This is a genomic window from Anabaena sphaerica FACHB-251 (assembly GCF_014696825.1).
In the GTDB taxonomy this organism is placed as follows: Bacteria; Cyanobacteriota; Cyanobacteriia; order Cyanobacteriales; family Nostocaceae; genus RDYJ01.
Map to the genome: position 1 here is coordinate 90,991 of NZ_JACJQU010000016.1, position 15,493 is coordinate 106,483.

Consider the following 15,493-nt stretch of genomic DNA (forward strand, 5'->3'; position numbering starts at 1 on the left):
TCTCCTACAAGGAGATAGGCTTTGATTTTCTCCCCTTCCCTTGTAGGGAAGGGGCTGGGGGTTAGGTCTAATAACTGCTGTAATAACTATATCTCCAACTTATTCAAAAAATCGGGTATCTAGGTCAAAGACAATGGGTATAAGAGGTTTAATCATAATTCCCTAAAACTTCAAGATTACAAGCCATATAACCAATTGATAAGGGTGATTTATTTCCTAAAAGTAAGGAAATTTTTGCTAATATTTGCGGTAAACTTACACCATATACTCGCTTTAATTTTTCCCTCAACTGATTGATAATGCGTTCCCCGGTGATATCATCTGTACCTGGACGCAATAACCAATGAGTTCGCAATATTTGTAAATGGCTAATATCTTGATGTTTTGTAACTCTTTGAATTTCTTTAGCAGCGTTTTCTATTAATTCGTCAGTGACTATTTTCATGACTAATGGTTGTAAGCTAAATGAAGTTTCATGATCACTTACCCATCTTTCTAAAAGTGATTTGTTTTCTAATTCTACAATTCCTAATAAAACTGTTCCCGGATCAACAGATATAAGTAAGTGGGTTTGCAAGCGAGAAAAAGATATGGGTTCTTGCCAAATAGCTAACCAATAGATTATGTCTCTCTCTAATTCTGATAATTTATCTAGTTGTTGTTTGATGATAATTTTCAGTCTTTCCCCAACAATTAAGGTATTCTGATTGATAAATTCAGCTACATTACCAGCAAACACAGATTGAATAAATGGTGTGACAAGTTTTAAGCCTAAAGGATTACCTCTATACAGTTGAATTAATGCTAATAAACCTAATTCTTTACCTGTAAATCCTCTGCACTTCAATAATTCTAAAGCTTCTGTTTTTGACAAACCATGTAATTTAATATTGGCAACTGTTTTTGTATTTACTTCTGTATAATTTTGTTTTTCTCGACTGGTAGTAATAATGCAGCTTTGATGACGATATAAACTGAGTTTTTGCACAAAATCACTCAATTCTGAATTTCTACTAACCGTATCTATGCCATCTAAAATCACTAAACAGCGATGTTTTTGCAAATGTTGGACAAGTTGAAAACTCCCTGCTTGAACATTATCAACATTTTTTTGATTCAACGCGTTTAATAAATTATTCAATAAATCAATAATTGATGTGGGATAATGGAAAGATTTCCAAATTATAAACTTAAATTGAGACTTAATATTATCGACTAAAGCTAAAACTAGAGAAGTTTTACCAATTCCACCTATACCAGTAATATTGATTGATCTACAACCAGCTTTTACCCATGTTTCTAATTGTAATATTTCTTCATTTCTCCCATAAAAACTTTCTAAATTAGGTGCTTCATACCAATCTAGATATATTGGATAATTATCTATATTTACATCATTTACATCAGTGAGTTCGGCGATATTTTCCCAGTTAGTAATTCCTACTACTGCACAGATAGAGATAAAGATTTCTTTCTGAATGCGATCGCCTTGCCAAAATCTTCTTAAAGTAGCTTTAGAAGTATGGGCATCTTGCCACCAACGCGCTGTACTGGTTTTTGTCCATCCTAACCGCTGACGGGCTTTATCAACAATTTCTAATCCTGTGCTTGATGCTTTGAGAGAGTTGGACATAGGTTTTTATATGATAATTAAGGGATTTAGATCCCCGACTTCTTTGAGAAGTCGGGGATCTGGATGTTGTAGAATATTATATTAATTGCTATCATTTCATTATTTCCAGGAAAACCTACCTGAAACCATTGAAAATAATGCGATTATCAACCAGTTCAGGTATATTAAACTCTATGCCTAAAACTTCTAACAAACTTTCACCCCACAATCTCAAACGATAGTAAGTTTCTCGAATATTCTTAGTTGTTCCTTCAACACCTTCTCTAAATTGCCTATTTGATGAACATATGTGACTAGTGATTGAAAATTTAAAACAACGATATTCCTAACTTTTCAAAGAAATAGAGTATCTGATCCCACTCACTGAACCCACAACTGAGCATAAAACTGAGCATATCTCCCTGAAAAACCAACCTACGCTAGAGACATACAACAACAGCGACAGGTAAAAACTATGACTCGTAACCTAGAAACTCAACCCAGTGGTTTATACATTCAAACCCCCAACCAACAAGCGATCGCTTTTCCCCTCAAACACACAGAAGTTAAAGCTAAAGTTAGCGGTAACATCTCACGGGTGGAAGTTACCCAAACCTTTGAAAACCCCTTTACAACTACTCTAGAAGCTACTTATATTTTCCCCCTACCTGATGAAGCCGCAGTTGATGATATGCTGATTCGGATAGGCGATCGCACAATTCAAGGCAGTATCAAAAAACGCCAAGAAGCACAGCAAATTTACGAACAAGCTAAACGACAAGGACGCACCGCCGGACTCTTAGAACAAGAAAGAGACAACATTTTCACCCAATCCCTCGCTAACATCAAACCCGGTGAACAAATTGATGTGATTATTCGCTACACCGAAAGCCTTAAATTTGAGGGTGGAAATTACGAGTTTGTCTTCCCGATGGTAGTTGGACCTCGTTACATTCCCGGTATCACCATCGAAGAAAATACCGCTGGTGGTGGTTCCGCACTTGCACCCATGAGTTTAAATCAAGATACCGATTTAGTCCCAGATGCTTCCCGGTTGAACGCTCCCATTCTTCCCAATGGAATGCGATCGCGTCATGATATTAATGTCACCATAGAAATTAACGCTGGTGTAGAAATACAGAATATTAACTCACCCTCTCACCACATTCAAATTACCCGTAACGGACAAATAGTACAGGTAAAACTTGCTGATGGAGACACAATACCCAACAAAGATTTAATTATACGCTACCAGATAGGTAGTAAAAAAACTCAAGCTGCCTTACACATCCAAGCTGATGAACGGGGTGGACACTTTGCAGTTTACTTGATTCCCGCCCTTGAGTATCGCCCAGATCAGCTTGTGCCTAAAGATGTAATATTTTTAATTGATACATCCGGTTCCCAAAGTGGCGCTCCACTGATACAATGTCAAGAATTGATGCGCCGTTTTATCAATGGACTTAATCCCCAAGATACATTTAGTATCATAGATTTTGCTGATACGACACAGCAACTTTCAGCCGTTCCCCTGTTCAACACTCCCCAAAATCGCCGACTAGCACTTAACTACATCAACCGTTTAAATGCTGGTGGGGGAACAGAAATGTTAAAGGGTATTCGCACGGTCTTAAATTTCCCTGTTACAGAGTTTAACAGGTTGCGAACTATTGTTTTATTAACTGATGGTTATATCGGTAATGAAAACCGAATTTTAGCAGCAGTACAACAACATCTGCAACCAGGAACTCGTTTACATAGCTTTGGTGCAGGTAGTTCAGTCAATCGCTTTTTACTGAATAGAATCGCCGAAATAGGCAGAGGTATTGCCCATATTATTCGTCATGACGAACCAGTGAATGAGGTAGTAGAAAAATTCTACCGTCAAATTAATAATCCCGTTTTTACTAACATCAAATTACAATGGGAAGGTGATGGAGAATCGCCAATTATCTATCCATTAACCCCACCAGATTTATTTGCAGAACAGCCATTAGTATTATTTGGCAATAAATCAGATCGTCTTGCTGGTAAACTGCACATTACTGGCATAACCGCCGATGGTAAACATCATCAACAAACCTTTAATATTAACTTTACCGTCACAGGTAATCCTGGTATTGCCCAACTTTGGGGACGTTCTCGCATTAAAGATCTAATGAATCAAATGGTTAGTGGTGACACAAAAGCAGGTGTAGAAGCAGTCACCAATACAGTATTAACTTATCAATTATTATCCCAATATACCGCCTTTATTGCTGTTAGTGATGAGGTGAGAGTTAATCCTTTAGAAGATTCTCTATCTCTACAAGTACCTGTAGAAATGCCCGAAGGTATTAGCCATCAACGTAAAATAATTGGTAGTGCTGCTCTCATCGGAAGACGGCCATCTCTCTCACGTCCTCAACCTCCCATGTATGCACCCGCACCTGGACTTGAATCATTACCAGATGATTTTGCTAATCTTGGAGCTTTGTTAAGTAAACCTGAACCATCTGTAATATCTGAACCATTATCAGATGCAGAGTTAACGGATTTTTTGGCTGATTTTACAGCATTAAATAATGAAGATTCAGATCCCAATGAAATAAAAGGACGTGGTTATCCAGTTCCACTCTCTCTGAAACCAGTTGATCAGAATAACCCTCGTTTAAAGATAGTAAATATCACAGGAATAACTCAGTCAATGATATCTCTAATTACTGATTATCTCCAAACAATTCCATTACCTGAAGGTGTTAGTGGTGAGTTAGTATTTGAGTTTGAATATCATCATGGCAGAGTGAAAAATGTGGCATTAGATGAAGACAATTCAACGATTCAGGAATGGCAAACAATTGATATCATCTTCCGGAAATTATATACTTGGAAATGTTCAGAAAAGTTCATCGGTCAAGTGGTGTTAAAAATTCAAATTCAACCATAGGATAATGCCTGTTTTAATACTTATCCAATCTATTTATTTTTCGTTCCCATACTCTGTATGGGAATGAATTATAGAAGGCTCTGCCTTCTATTTCAAGCACAGGCAAAGCCTCTGTAATAGCATTCCCAGTCAGAGACTGGGAACGAGATAAAATGTGTTTGGGCTGGTAATTGGTGATGGGGAAAAACAATTATTGATTAGGGAATACTGTTTAGTTAAGGCTAAAAAACGAAAATACGTAGATTGGGTTGAGGCACGTATCCCTTCGGGACACTACTTGTTCGCAAAGCGTGCTGTAAGCATACACGCAGTGTCCCGGAGGCATAACCCAACATTTTCAATATTTTGTTGGTTTTATACAATGGGTTATTTGCGTGGTAATTTTCGTTAACCGAACAGTATTGTTGTGCGATGGGCTTCTAGCCCGTCCAAATTTCCACCAATCCCCAAAATCTTTACAATATATAAAGTACAGCCATCATTCATAAGAAAAACAATGGGAATATTCGGTTTTGGTAAAAAACTGGCCATACCTACACCTGAGCAAGCGTTACCAGGACGCACAGAAAAAATGCCAGTACCTGCAAAACATTACGTCAACAGTAACCCCCTCAAACCTCCGTTTCCTGAAGGTATGGAAACTGCCATGTTTGGTTTAGGCTGTTTTTGGGGTGCAGAACGCAAGTTTTGGCAACAAAACGGAGTTTACAGCACTGCGGTAGGTTATGCTGCTGGTTACACACCTAACCCCACCTACAGAGAAGTATGCACAGGCATGACTGGTCATAATGAAGTAGTATTAGTAGTGTTTGATCCGCAGGTAATTACTTATTCCCAACTGCTAAAAGTCTTCTGGGAAAGCCACAACCCCACCCAAGGAATGCGTCAAGGTAATGACTCTGGCACTCAATACCGTTCTGGTATTTATGTATATTCACAGACTCAAAAGCAACTAGCAGAAGCATCACGGGACGCTTATCAACAAGCTTTAGAAAAAGCAGGGTATGGGGAAATTACCACAGAAATTTTAGATGCACCTGAATTTTATTATGCTGAAGACTACCATCAACAGTATTTAGCTAAAAATCCCGGTGGTTATTGCGGTTTAGGTGGTACTAATGTTGCTTGTCCTGTGGGTGTTTCTGAAGCCCCAGTCAGTTAGAAGAACCGATTCATAATGTAGAGTGGGTAGGGGTTTTCTCGTTCCCATACTCTGTATGGGAATGAATTTTTCAAGGCTCTGCCTTGAATGATACCAGAGTCAGAGTCTCTGTGATAGCATTCCCAGTCTCAGACTGGGAACGAGATCAACGATATCATTAAAATGCGTGCATGAGATAAGCGAAAACTCCCATCCAAATAATAATACTCACAGGTGCGCCAATCATAATCCCAGCGATCGCCCAACCTCTTTGATGGGCTTTAAATTGTTCAATACTGCGCCAGTGTCTACTTTTCCAAGCCCACTCATTACCTTTAAAACCGAGAGCGATTGTCATGATTCCGCCAATATGGGGGATAAAACACAGCAACCCATACCAAACATTATTAGGCCACATCCACAACCAAGGCATCAAAAACGCCCCCCAATTCCAACCTAAAATTTCCTCTGGTACTGGTGCATATTGATTAGATATACCACATCCAGAATTGTTAATGACATCTTTGATCTCTAAGTGTTCAACTGCTCTTTTTGGGCTAACTGTATCCCCAGATTTGAGCGCAGTCAAGGCTTGATTTGCATTACTAAAACGTTGTTCTGGTGCGGGTTCTATTAGCTTCTGCAACCAATTTTCAAAGGACAAACTCAGACTAACTCGGTCTGCAAATTGTATTCGTAAATCTTGCTGAGGTAAATCTGCGGGAGGAAGACCAGTTAATAAATGAATTAAAGTTGCTCCTAAAGCATACAAATCCGATGCAGGAACCGCCCGACCTCCAAATTGTTCCATAGGTGCATAACCATAAGTACCGACAACGGTAAAAGTTACACCTTCTTTAGCAGCTTTATCTTGAACAGCCCCAAAATCAACTAAATAAATTTGATTATCTTCACCCCAAATCAAATTACTTGGTTTAATATCTCGATGTAAAACTCCTGGATTTAACTCATGTAAATAGGTGAGAATTTTTAAAACCTTAACAGCAATTTTTCTAACTTTATTTTCCGTAAATCTTTCACCAGCAACGAGTTTTTCTTTGAGAGATTCACCAGGAATATATTCTTGAATCAAGCCAAACCAGAGACTGCGGTCATCAATACAAAAATAATCAATATACTTGGGGATACAAGGATGATTTAGTTGTTTCAGAATCTGTCCTTCTCTCTCAAATAGTTTGAGGTCATCCCACTGAACAGCACCACCAAAAGCCAAGAGTTTGACGACAACTAAAGAATTTTCTGGGTTAGTGGCTTGCAAATCCTTAGCTAACCAAGTTTGGCGAATTCCATTATTCCCAAGTTGGCGTTGGATTTGATAACGGTCTTGTAATATTTCTTCTGTTTGCAGCATTTAGACACCTGCTGGCAATTTACGCTCAGTTTATTCCCCGACTATTCCAGGATAATCAATTGAATGAGAAAATGTAAAGGAAGCAGGAGAATAGATGACAGATAAAGGGTGACAGGTGAAAGATCTGAGTTTTTCCTAATTACGAATTATAAATTACTTTCGCGAAGCGTTTCCGAAGGAAATATGATGAATTATCATGTTCTCCCAGCTAAATTAGCAACCACCGCTGCTAATTCTCCAGGATTTATCGGCTTGGGAATATGTAACTGAAAGCCGGCTAACAAAGCTTGGGTGCGGTCTTCTGCTCTAGCATAAGCTGTTAGTGCCACTGCGGGAATTTTTCCTCCTTGATCACTAGGAAGACTTCTAACTTTACGAATTAGTGTATAGCCATCTTCTTGGGGCATTCCAATATCACTTATTAATATATCTGGGTGGAATTGTGATAACGCCTTCAGTGCTTCTTGAACACAAGTTACAGCGAGGACTTGAGCGCCATATTGTCCTAAAATTGTGGTGAGCAAATTCCGTGTATCTGCTTCATCATCAACAACAAGTACCCGCACATCTTGCAGGATTGAGAATTGCTGATTAACAAAATCGCTTTTGGCTGAAAATGGGTGTGGCTTTGGTGTATTATTTTCGCTCATTAAGGCTTTCATGGGTAAATTGACGGTGAAGATTGACCCATGTTCTATTCCTGGACTGCTGGCGGAAACTGTGCCGCCGTGCAGTTCTACCAAATGACGGACGATGGCTAATCCTAATCCTAATCCGCCGTGCGATCGCGTAGTTGAGCTATCAGCTTGGCGGAAGCGTTCAAATACATGAGGTATAAATTCAGGAGAAATTCCTATTCCAGTATCACTGACTTGAATTTGCACACGGGAATTAATTCGCTCTAGTTTTACCTGAACTCTTCCTCCCTTGGGTGTAAACTTGACAGCGTTGGAGAGCAAATTCCAGATTATTTGTTGCAAGCGGTTAGCATCAGCTATCACTAACCCCAGTGCTGGGTCAAATTCTGACTCAATGGAAATACTTTTAGCATCTGCGGCTGGGCGCACAGTGTCGATAGCTGCTTCTACTACTGGGGCAAGTTCCACTGGACGCAGATTAAGGTGAAGTTTGCCACGGATAATCCGGGAAACATCCAAAACATCTTCAATTAATTGTGCTAAAGCACGACTGTTACGGTCTATGGTATCCAACGCTGTAGCAGTGGTAGCCTCATTAAACTTACGGCTTTTGAGTAGCTGTGTCCACCCTAACATGGCATTGAGGGGGGTGCGGAGTTCGTGAGAAAGTGTGGCTAAAAACTCATCTTTGATGCGGTTAAGAGCTTCTGCTTCAGCCCTAGCTGCTTGTTCTCGCTCTAGTAATTGTTCCCGTTCTTGCTCTGCTTGCTTACGTTCGGTAATGTCAATCATGAACCCATGCAGTAGCTTTGGTTCATCTTCACCCCGCAGCACATTAACAATGTCATATAACCAAACCACTCTGCCATCTGCGGCCAACATTCTATATTCAAATTCGTAATTTTCCAGTGATTGTGAAGAGTGGAAACAATAATTAACTACCCATTCCTGATCATCTGGGTGGATGTGTGTTGCCCAAAAATTTTCATTGTACCAATCATTTGAGGGATAACCGAGAATTGCTTCACTTTGGGGACCAATGTATGTAAAATTCCCAGTTTTAGAATCTGCTTCCCAAGGAATAACGCGCACTTTTTCTGTTAATTTCCGAAATTTTTCTTCGCTTTGTTTAAGCGCAAATTCGGCTTGTTTTTGCTCAGTAATATCTCTCATGAGAGCCACAAATCCTTTCACTATTCCTTGCTGATTAAATTGGGGAATGTAAGTGACGCTTGTATGACGTTTTGTACCATCTTGATGAAATATTTGGGTTTCGTAGGTGACTTCCTTTCCTGATAGGGCTGTTTCTACATAAGGAGAAATTGTTTGATAAATTGACTTTCCTAAAAATTCTTCCAGGTGCTTACCATAAATTTCAGAGGTGGGTATGCCAAACCATTCTTCATATTTTTTATTATTAAAGCGATAACGCTGTTGAGCATCAACATAAGAAATTTTTGCTGGCAAAGAATTGGTAATCAAGCGCAGTTGTTCTTCCTGTTTCTGTAGGGACTCCTCTGCTTGTTTACGTTGACTGACATCTACCACAAACCCGATGATTTGTTCTGAATTATTGTCTAATAATGCCAAACCTACTATAACACTAACCCGACTGCCATCTTTACGGATGTATTGTTTCTCAAAAGGTTGACAAACTCCTTGAGTTTTTAACTCAACCTTTAAGTTTTCGCTTTGTTCCACATATTCTGGAGGTGTTATTTCTCGAACGTTTATTCGTCCTGTTAGTAGTTCTTCTTGTGAATAACCTACCATTTTTAAAAAGGCATCATTTGCTTCTAACACTTTGCCATTCATATCAGTTATAATCACCCCGATAATGTTGGCATTTTTCAATCTTCTGAATCGAGATTCACTCGCAGCCAGGTATTGGATATTTATTTCTAACTTCTGTTTAGCAGCACGTAATTCTGAGTTGAGCCAATTGATCAATAGTGTTATCATCATAAATAATGATAACTTAATTATACTGTTGAGACTATCAACATGAAATGAAAATTTGGGGTTGATAAAAAAGTAGTTGACAGCTATGGTAGAAGAAATAGTAGCTAATATCCCTGGCTTGATGCCACCATACCAGGTACTAATTGCTATAGCCCCAAAAAATAGCAGAAAAATAGATCGATCTAGAAATGGCTGTAACACGAATGTTAGTACCAAGGCGATACCAACAGATACAATCGCCACACCATAGTTTAATAGAAGGGAAACTCTTCCTTTCAATATAGGTCTCCTTTAGTGCTGCAAGCTACTTGAATTTGCCCTGAAATTTAGTCAGACACGGCGCTATAGTTCCATAACTATTATGCAACTGGGCAATCCAAAGCTTATATTTCTTGACTAGGAATCTATCTAAAGTAGTAAAAATCTATGTAAGTTTACTTTTTCAGGTATAGACTCTATCATGTCCCTAATTAATATTATTAGCAGATGTTGAGGAATAAAACTTTATTGATTGTTAAATTTTGCTCTCAGGAGTAAGTAAGTGTTCATTTCCCCTTTACCTTTGACTTCAATTAAGCCGCGTTCTTGGAGTAAATAGTTTTCTTTTAACAGATGATAGCTGGCTTCACAAACCTGGATACAACCTGGTATACCATGTGATTCCATTCTACTAGCAGTATTAACTGTATCTCCCCACAGATCATAAGCAAATTTTTTTAACCCAATCACCCCTGCTACTACTGGACCAGTGCTAATACCAATACGGATACGAAACGATTGATTTTGTTCTTGGTTGAACCTAGCTACAGCCTGTTGCATATCCAGCGCCATATTAGCTATGGCTATGGCATGATCACTGCGATGATTAGGTAAACCAGCAACTGCCATATATGCATCACCAATAGTCTTGATTTTCTCGATTCCATGCAGTTCTGCTAATTCATCAAATAAGCAGAATATTTCGTTTAATAACTCCACTAGTTGAGGTGGGGAAGTATGACTAGAAAGCTCCGTAAATCCTACAATATCAGCGAATAAAACTGTTACTTCCAGGAAGCTATCAGCAATGGTTGTAGGTTGTTGTTTTAATTGTTCAGCTATTACCTGTGGTAAGATATTTAAAATCAGTTTTTCTGATTGTTTTTGGGCTATTTCTAATTCTTGTCTCGACCTAAATTCTTGTTTCTTCAACTGTTCATATAAATAAACAGAAAAAACACAAATTAGTGCAGTCCAAAAGAAATAAATTCCATTTTCTACATAAAAATATAATGGATGTCTAAATTGAGGACGATAGATTAAGTACAATCCTAAATAAGAGACAATCGTACCAATTTGTGAGATGAGATGAGTTCGCCATAATACAGGAATAAGAGTGGCTTGAGTGATAAACATCAAATTCCAAATATTAGTAAAAGGCTCTACAAAATCAAACAGAATGGCCGTATAAATTTGGACAACACAAGTTACAGCCCAAGATAAACTTAAAAAAATTAAATGTGGGTAACGATGTCCTAGTTTAGTCTGGCATAATAACCAACAAATCAAAATGAAAAATTCAATTACTAAACCAATTTTCAAGGCATATAATTTTCCATGAGGTTGTTGATTCACCCAGACAAAAAAAGCAGTCAGTGTTAAACCAACAATGAGCATGATTTTTGTTTGCAATTCTAAACGCTTGAGTATAAAGCGCCGCCGCTGTTCTTTGTAGGATTCAACCTGGCTTACATCTATTTGCAAGTCCAATATTTCCGGAGTAAACAGCGCCTCTATTCGGGTTGTACCAAAATCTCTTTTGGGAATCATGCACTTTTTAGGTTATGAGTAGTTAAATGTGAACAGTTGGGAGAAAACCTAACATGGGTCGCAACCCTACTTTAACTTTTGATCGTGGTACGTTAATTTTACACCCACCACCACGCAGCAAAGCTTGGATAGACTTTGCCACATGGGATGATAGAATCGAAAAATTCCGCATTCCCGCCATTAGATACCGTTCTTTAGTCGAAGCACTGCAAGCAGAAGAGACAAACTTTACTGATGAGGCTAAGAAATTTTATCCTCTAGAGTTGGTTCCCAGTTTGGAAATGACTCCCTATCCCCACCAAAATGAGGCTTTAGCGGCTTGGAAATTGGCGGGAAGGCAGGGGGTTGTGGTGCTGCCCACAGCGGCGGGTAAGACTTATTTGGCTCAAATGGCCATGCAAGCGACACCGCGCACGACATTGATTGTTGTCCCCACTTTGGATTTGATGCACCAGTGGTATGCACACCTGACAGCGGCTTTTCCTGATGCGGAATTAGGTTTGCTGGGGGGTGGTTCACGGGATCAAACACCGATTTTGGTAGCAACTTATGATAGTGCGGCTATTCATGCGGAAAGTTTGGGTAATAAATATGCTTTGATTATTTTTGATGAATGTCATCATTTACCGACTGATTTTAATCGGGTAATTGCTGAATATGCGATCGCACCCTATCGACTGGGACTTTCTGCTACACCAGAACGCACAGATGGTAAACACGCTGATTTAAACATTCTCATTGGTAGAGAAGTTTATCGCCAACGTGCTGAAGATTTGGCGGGTAAGGCTTTGGCAGAACATCAAGTTGTGCAGATAAAAGTGAAGTTATCCCAACTTGAACGAGAAAGATATAACCAGCTAATTCAAACCCGCAATGATTTTTTAAAGCAATCTCGCATTTCTTTGGGAAGTTTACAAGGTTGGCAAACTTTTGTACAAATGAGTGCGCGATCGCAGGTAGGACGCAGGGCAATGTTAGCACATCGGCAAGCAAAAGAAATCGCTCTGGGGACTGATGGTAAGTTAAGAATTCTGATTGATTTATTAGCTGAACATTACCCCGCAAGGATGTTGATTTTTACGGCTGATAATGCTACTGTTTACCGCATTTCTCAAGATTTGTTAATTCCCGCTATCACTCATCAAACTCCGGTGAAGGAAAGGCATGAAATTTTATCTAAGTTTAAGGAGGGGCAATATAATACTTTGGTTGCTTCTCATGTCTTAAATGAGGGGGTTGATGTTCCTGCAGCTTCAATAGCAATTATTCTTTCTGGTACTGGTTCTGCTAGGGAATATGTTCAGCGTCTGGGTAGAGTTTTACGTAAGGGAAATCTGGAAAATAAACAGGCGATTTTATATGAAGTCGTGGCTGAGGATACTAGTGAGGAGGGAACTTCTGCTAGGAGAAGAGGAGAGAATAAAAGCATGGGAGCAGAGGAGCAGGGGAGTAGGGGAGCAGGGGAGCAAGGGAGCAGAGGGGAGCAGGGGAGCAGAGGGGAGAAGAAAGGAAGAAAGGGAAATTTAAAGGTTGTTTATGGGGGTGGTCAGGAAAGAAGTGCTAAGGCTGCTGAACAGTTAGAAATTAATTATTCAACACAGAAGAAGGATGTTACCAACGGAGTTATTGATTCATCGTCAAAACGGGGAGGAGATTATCCCGAAGAGACTGAAACTTGATCAGCAACATTTGGATTTGGCAAGTGATTTGATTGGTTTTTTTAAAGACGCGGTGGGGAAATCTCAAGGGGTTCTTGAACGTCAATTGGCAGATTTTGAAGGCGATACTACTGATTATCGCATGAAGCGCGGTTTGGCTTATGTTCTTAAAAGTAGTTTCTGCACTTTTGAGGTTGTTAGTCCACTGGAACCGACTATGTTACGGGAACGGGTGTTTTCTTTGGCTGCAAAATCTGTTTCTAGTCGGGAAGCAACTGATGTGGTTTTGACTAAAATCGCTGATGATTTGAGTCAGGAATTACAACAGGAGGTTTTACCAATTCAGGTGCGTGATGGTCTTTATGCTGATTTATCTGAAAATAAAATTTTAACTGCTTTTGATGCTCCTAAGTCTGAAGATTTATTACATCGTTATAATTTATCTCAGGTGCAAGGTGTGTTTTATAAAGCCAGTCAGTTGGTGTTAAATGCTCACCGCAATGTACCGGGAGAATATAAGTTGTTATTTCGTTATCTGAAGTTGTTTCAATTAATGGCTTATATTGAAGGTGATGCTGACCACGGTTTTACTATTAGTATTGATGGTCCAACAAGTTTATTTAGTCCTAGTACCCGTTATGGTTTGGCGATCGCTAAATTAATTCCCGCTTTACTCCATGTAACAAAATGGAGTTTAGCCGCCACTTTACAAACACGAGATTTTTATACAAATGAATGGAAAACTGGCAGGTTTACTCTCAATTCTGAATGTGGTTTAGTTTCTCACTATCCTAAAGGTAAGCCCTATGATAGTATGTTAGAACAGTCTTTTGCTGATAAATGGGATGCTTTAAAAAGCGGGTGGATATTAGAGCGAGAAGTTGATTTACTTCCGATTCCCGGTAGTGTCATGATTCCCGATTTTCGCCTCGTTCATCCTGATGGCAGAACTTTTTTATTAGAAATCGTTGGTTATTGGCGACCGGAATATTTACAAAAGAAGTTTTCTCAGGTACGTCGTGCCAATTGTGATAATTTAATTTTAGCAATTTCTGAAAGATTGAATTTAGAAAAGGCAGGTGTTAAATTAAATGATGTCCCAGCAAGAATTGTTTGGTTTAAAGAAAAGTTATTACCAAAAGCAGTTTTAGCTGTAATGGAATAATTTTGGTAATTGGTAATTGGTAATTATCTTGTTCCTGACTCTTGACTCCTATTTTTAACATGAATCCAACTGTTACCCGTCCCGCTTGGACAACTGACTTAGAACTAGAAATCTTTGAGAAAATAATTAATCAACACGCACCCCATCTACCAAAAAAACGTTTACATGAAACCAAACCCCCGGAAACAACAGAAGAAATTGAAAACTTCTATCGTTTTCGTGTTGCAGGTGCGGCTCATGATTTGTTTATTGTTCAAGTTTGTGCTAATATAATTGGTCAAATTCCTGACCCAGAACTTCAGTTATTTTTAAGTCAGCAAATTGGTGATGATGGCGCACACGCAGAAAATACCCGTCGTAGGGCGCAAGTCATATCAGGACGTGATCCCATTGAAGATATACAACGACAAGTACAAAAACATTGGGATTATATGGGAGATTTACCCATTCGTAATTGGCAAGGTTTTTTGGCTTTTGAGTTACATTATGAAATGCACATTGTGGCATCTTTATTAGTTAATAGTCGTACCAGTAAAATTAGTGACCCTGAATCAGCTAAATTTTCCGCTACTCGAATTCAACCAGAAGAAGCTTTTCACCGTGTCGGCGTTGTAAAATGGTGGCAACGCAAGTATGACCAAGCTTCCCCAGCAGAAAAAGCAGATTTAGTTGCACAAATATTAGAACTTGATGAAGAAGGACAAAACAGAAGAAATCCTTACCTCAAGGAACATTGGCAACTTACGCATACAGCTATTGGTACGGATATTGATGATTTACCAAAAATTTACGATGCTTGGCGGCAGGAAGTGCTGGCTTACTTTTTAGATACTCCTGTTTCTCGACTTCCTCAACTTGTGAGTGTTAATGATTGAGAATAGGTGACAGGTGACAGGTGACAGGTGACAGGGAAGAGAGAGTAGGGGGGAAAATCCGTAAGTACGAATTACGAAATAATAGGAATAGGTGGGCAATGCCTACCATACAATATTTTTTTATTTATGAAATATTTTAATTTTTTCTTAAGAATTTAATCAAAAAAATATTACATTTTTTTATACTTTTCAGGGTTTTTATAAAGGAAAATTTAATTATTTAAATAACTTAACTAAAGACCAGCATTATTATTAACTTATGTAGTTGGAAATACAAATATATCTAAAGTCAGATTTATAATTATCGGATGTAAGAATATCTTTATTAAAAACAG

General features: G+C 38.8%; 9 protein-coding genes. 5 read left to right on the plus strand and 4 right to left on the minus strand.

The window, feature by feature from the left end:
- Positions 1–148: 148 nt before the first annotated feature.
- A complete protein-coding gene (locus tag H6G06_RS20985) occupies positions 149–1,633 on the minus strand; it encodes an NB-ARC domain-containing protein (protein ID WP_190563653.1) in 1,485 nt (494 codons plus the stop codon).
- A gap of 454 nt (positions 1,634–2,087) precedes the next feature.
- Between H6G06_RS20985 and H6G06_RS20990 the strand changes: the two genes are divergently transcribed.
- Both H6G06_RS20990 and msrA read left to right on the plus strand, forming a co-directional pair.
- A complete protein-coding gene (locus H6G06_RS20990) occupies positions 2,088–4,538 on the plus strand; it encodes a VIT domain-containing protein (RefSeq protein ID WP_190563655.1) in 2,451 nt (816 codons plus the stop codon).
- A 496-nt stretch (positions 4,539–5,034) separates the two neighbouring features.
- A complete protein-coding gene (gene msrA, locus H6G06_RS20995; protein ID WP_190563657.1) occupies positions 5,035–5,700 on the plus strand; it encodes a peptide-methionine (S)-S-oxide reductase MsrA in 666 nt (221 codons plus the stop codon).
- Between the two features lie 157 nt (positions 5,701–5,857).
- On the opposite strand, the gene H6G06_RS21000 is transcribed toward msrA, so the two are convergent.
- The 3 genes from H6G06_RS21000 to H6G06_RS21010 form a co-directional block, all read right to left on the minus strand.
- Positions 5,858–7,051: a serine/threonine protein kinase gene (locus tag H6G06_RS21000; protein ID WP_190563659.1), complete on the minus strand. Its 1,194-nt coding sequence runs from the start codon at positions 7,049–7,051 to the stop codon at positions 5,858–5,860.
- Between the two features lie 194 nt (positions 7,052–7,245).
- A complete protein-coding gene (locus H6G06_RS21005; protein ID WP_338422972.1) occupies positions 7,246–9,894 on the minus strand; it encodes a PAS domain S-box protein in 2,649 nt (882 codons plus the stop codon).
- A 261-nt stretch (positions 9,895–10,155) separates the two neighbouring features.
- Positions 10,156–11,460 carry an adenylate/guanylate cyclase domain-containing protein gene (locus H6G06_RS21010; RefSeq protein ID WP_190563663.1) on the minus strand — a complete coding sequence of 435 codons (1,305 nt, stop codon included), beginning with the start codon at positions 11,458–11,460 and terminating at the stop codon, positions 10,156–10,158.
- Positions 11,461–11,513: 53 nt separating this feature from the next.
- Between H6G06_RS21010 and H6G06_RS21015 the strand changes: the two genes are divergently transcribed.
- Genes H6G06_RS21015 through H6G06_RS21025 form a run of 3 tightly spaced genes read left to right on the plus strand, consistent with a single transcriptional unit; the run spans position 11,514 to position 15,158 of the window.
- A complete protein-coding gene (locus tag H6G06_RS21015) occupies positions 11,514–13,139 on the plus strand; it encodes a DEAD/DEAH box helicase (protein WP_190563664.1) in 1,626 nt (541 codons plus the stop codon).
- Positions 13,069–14,283, plus strand: a complete 1,215-nt coding sequence (locus H6G06_RS21020; RefSeq protein WP_190563666.1) for a DUF790 family protein — start codon at positions 13,069–13,071, stop codon at positions 14,281–14,283. Before H6G06_RS21015 ends, H6G06_RS21020 begins: the two co-directional genes overlap by 71 nt.
- 59 nt (positions 14,284–14,342) lie before the next feature.
- Complete coding sequence (locus tag H6G06_RS21025) at positions 14,343–15,158, plus strand: hypothetical protein (protein WP_190563668.1); 816 nt, start codon at positions 14,343–14,345, stop codon at positions 15,156–15,158.
- The last annotated feature ends 335 nt before the right edge of the window (positions 15,159–15,493 follow it).

Excerpts from the sequence above, each read along its gene's own strand:
- H6G06_RS20985 (WP_190563653.1), bottom strand. The coding sequence starts at position 1,633 with ATGTCCAACTCTCTCAAAGCATCAAGCACAGGATTAGAAATTGTTGAT.
- H6G06_RS20990 (WP_190563655.1), top strand. The coding sequence starts at position 2,088 with ATGACTCGTAACCTAGAAACTCAACCCAGTGGTTTATACATTCAAACC.
- msrA (WP_190563657.1), top strand. The coding sequence starts at position 5,035 with ATGGGAATATTCGGTTTTGGTAAAAAACTGGCCATACCTACACCTGAG.
- H6G06_RS21000 (WP_190563659.1), bottom strand. The coding sequence starts at position 7,051 with ATGCTGCAAACAGAAGAAATATTACAAGACCGTTATCAAATCCAACGC.
- H6G06_RS21010 (WP_190563663.1), bottom strand. The coding sequence starts at position 11,460 with ATGATTCCCAAAAGAGATTTTGGTACAACCCGAATAGAGGCGCTGTTT.
- H6G06_RS21015 (WP_190563664.1), top strand. The coding sequence starts at position 11,514 with ATGGGTCGCAACCCTACTTTAACTTTTGATCGTGGTACGTTAATTTTA.
- H6G06_RS21020 (WP_190563666.1), top strand. The coding sequence starts at position 13,069 with ATGTTACCAACGGAGTTATTGATTCATCGTCAAAACGGGGAGGAGATT.
- H6G06_RS21025 (WP_190563668.1), top strand. The coding sequence starts at position 14,343 with ATGAATCCAACTGTTACCCGTCCCGCTTGGACAACTGACTTAGAACTA.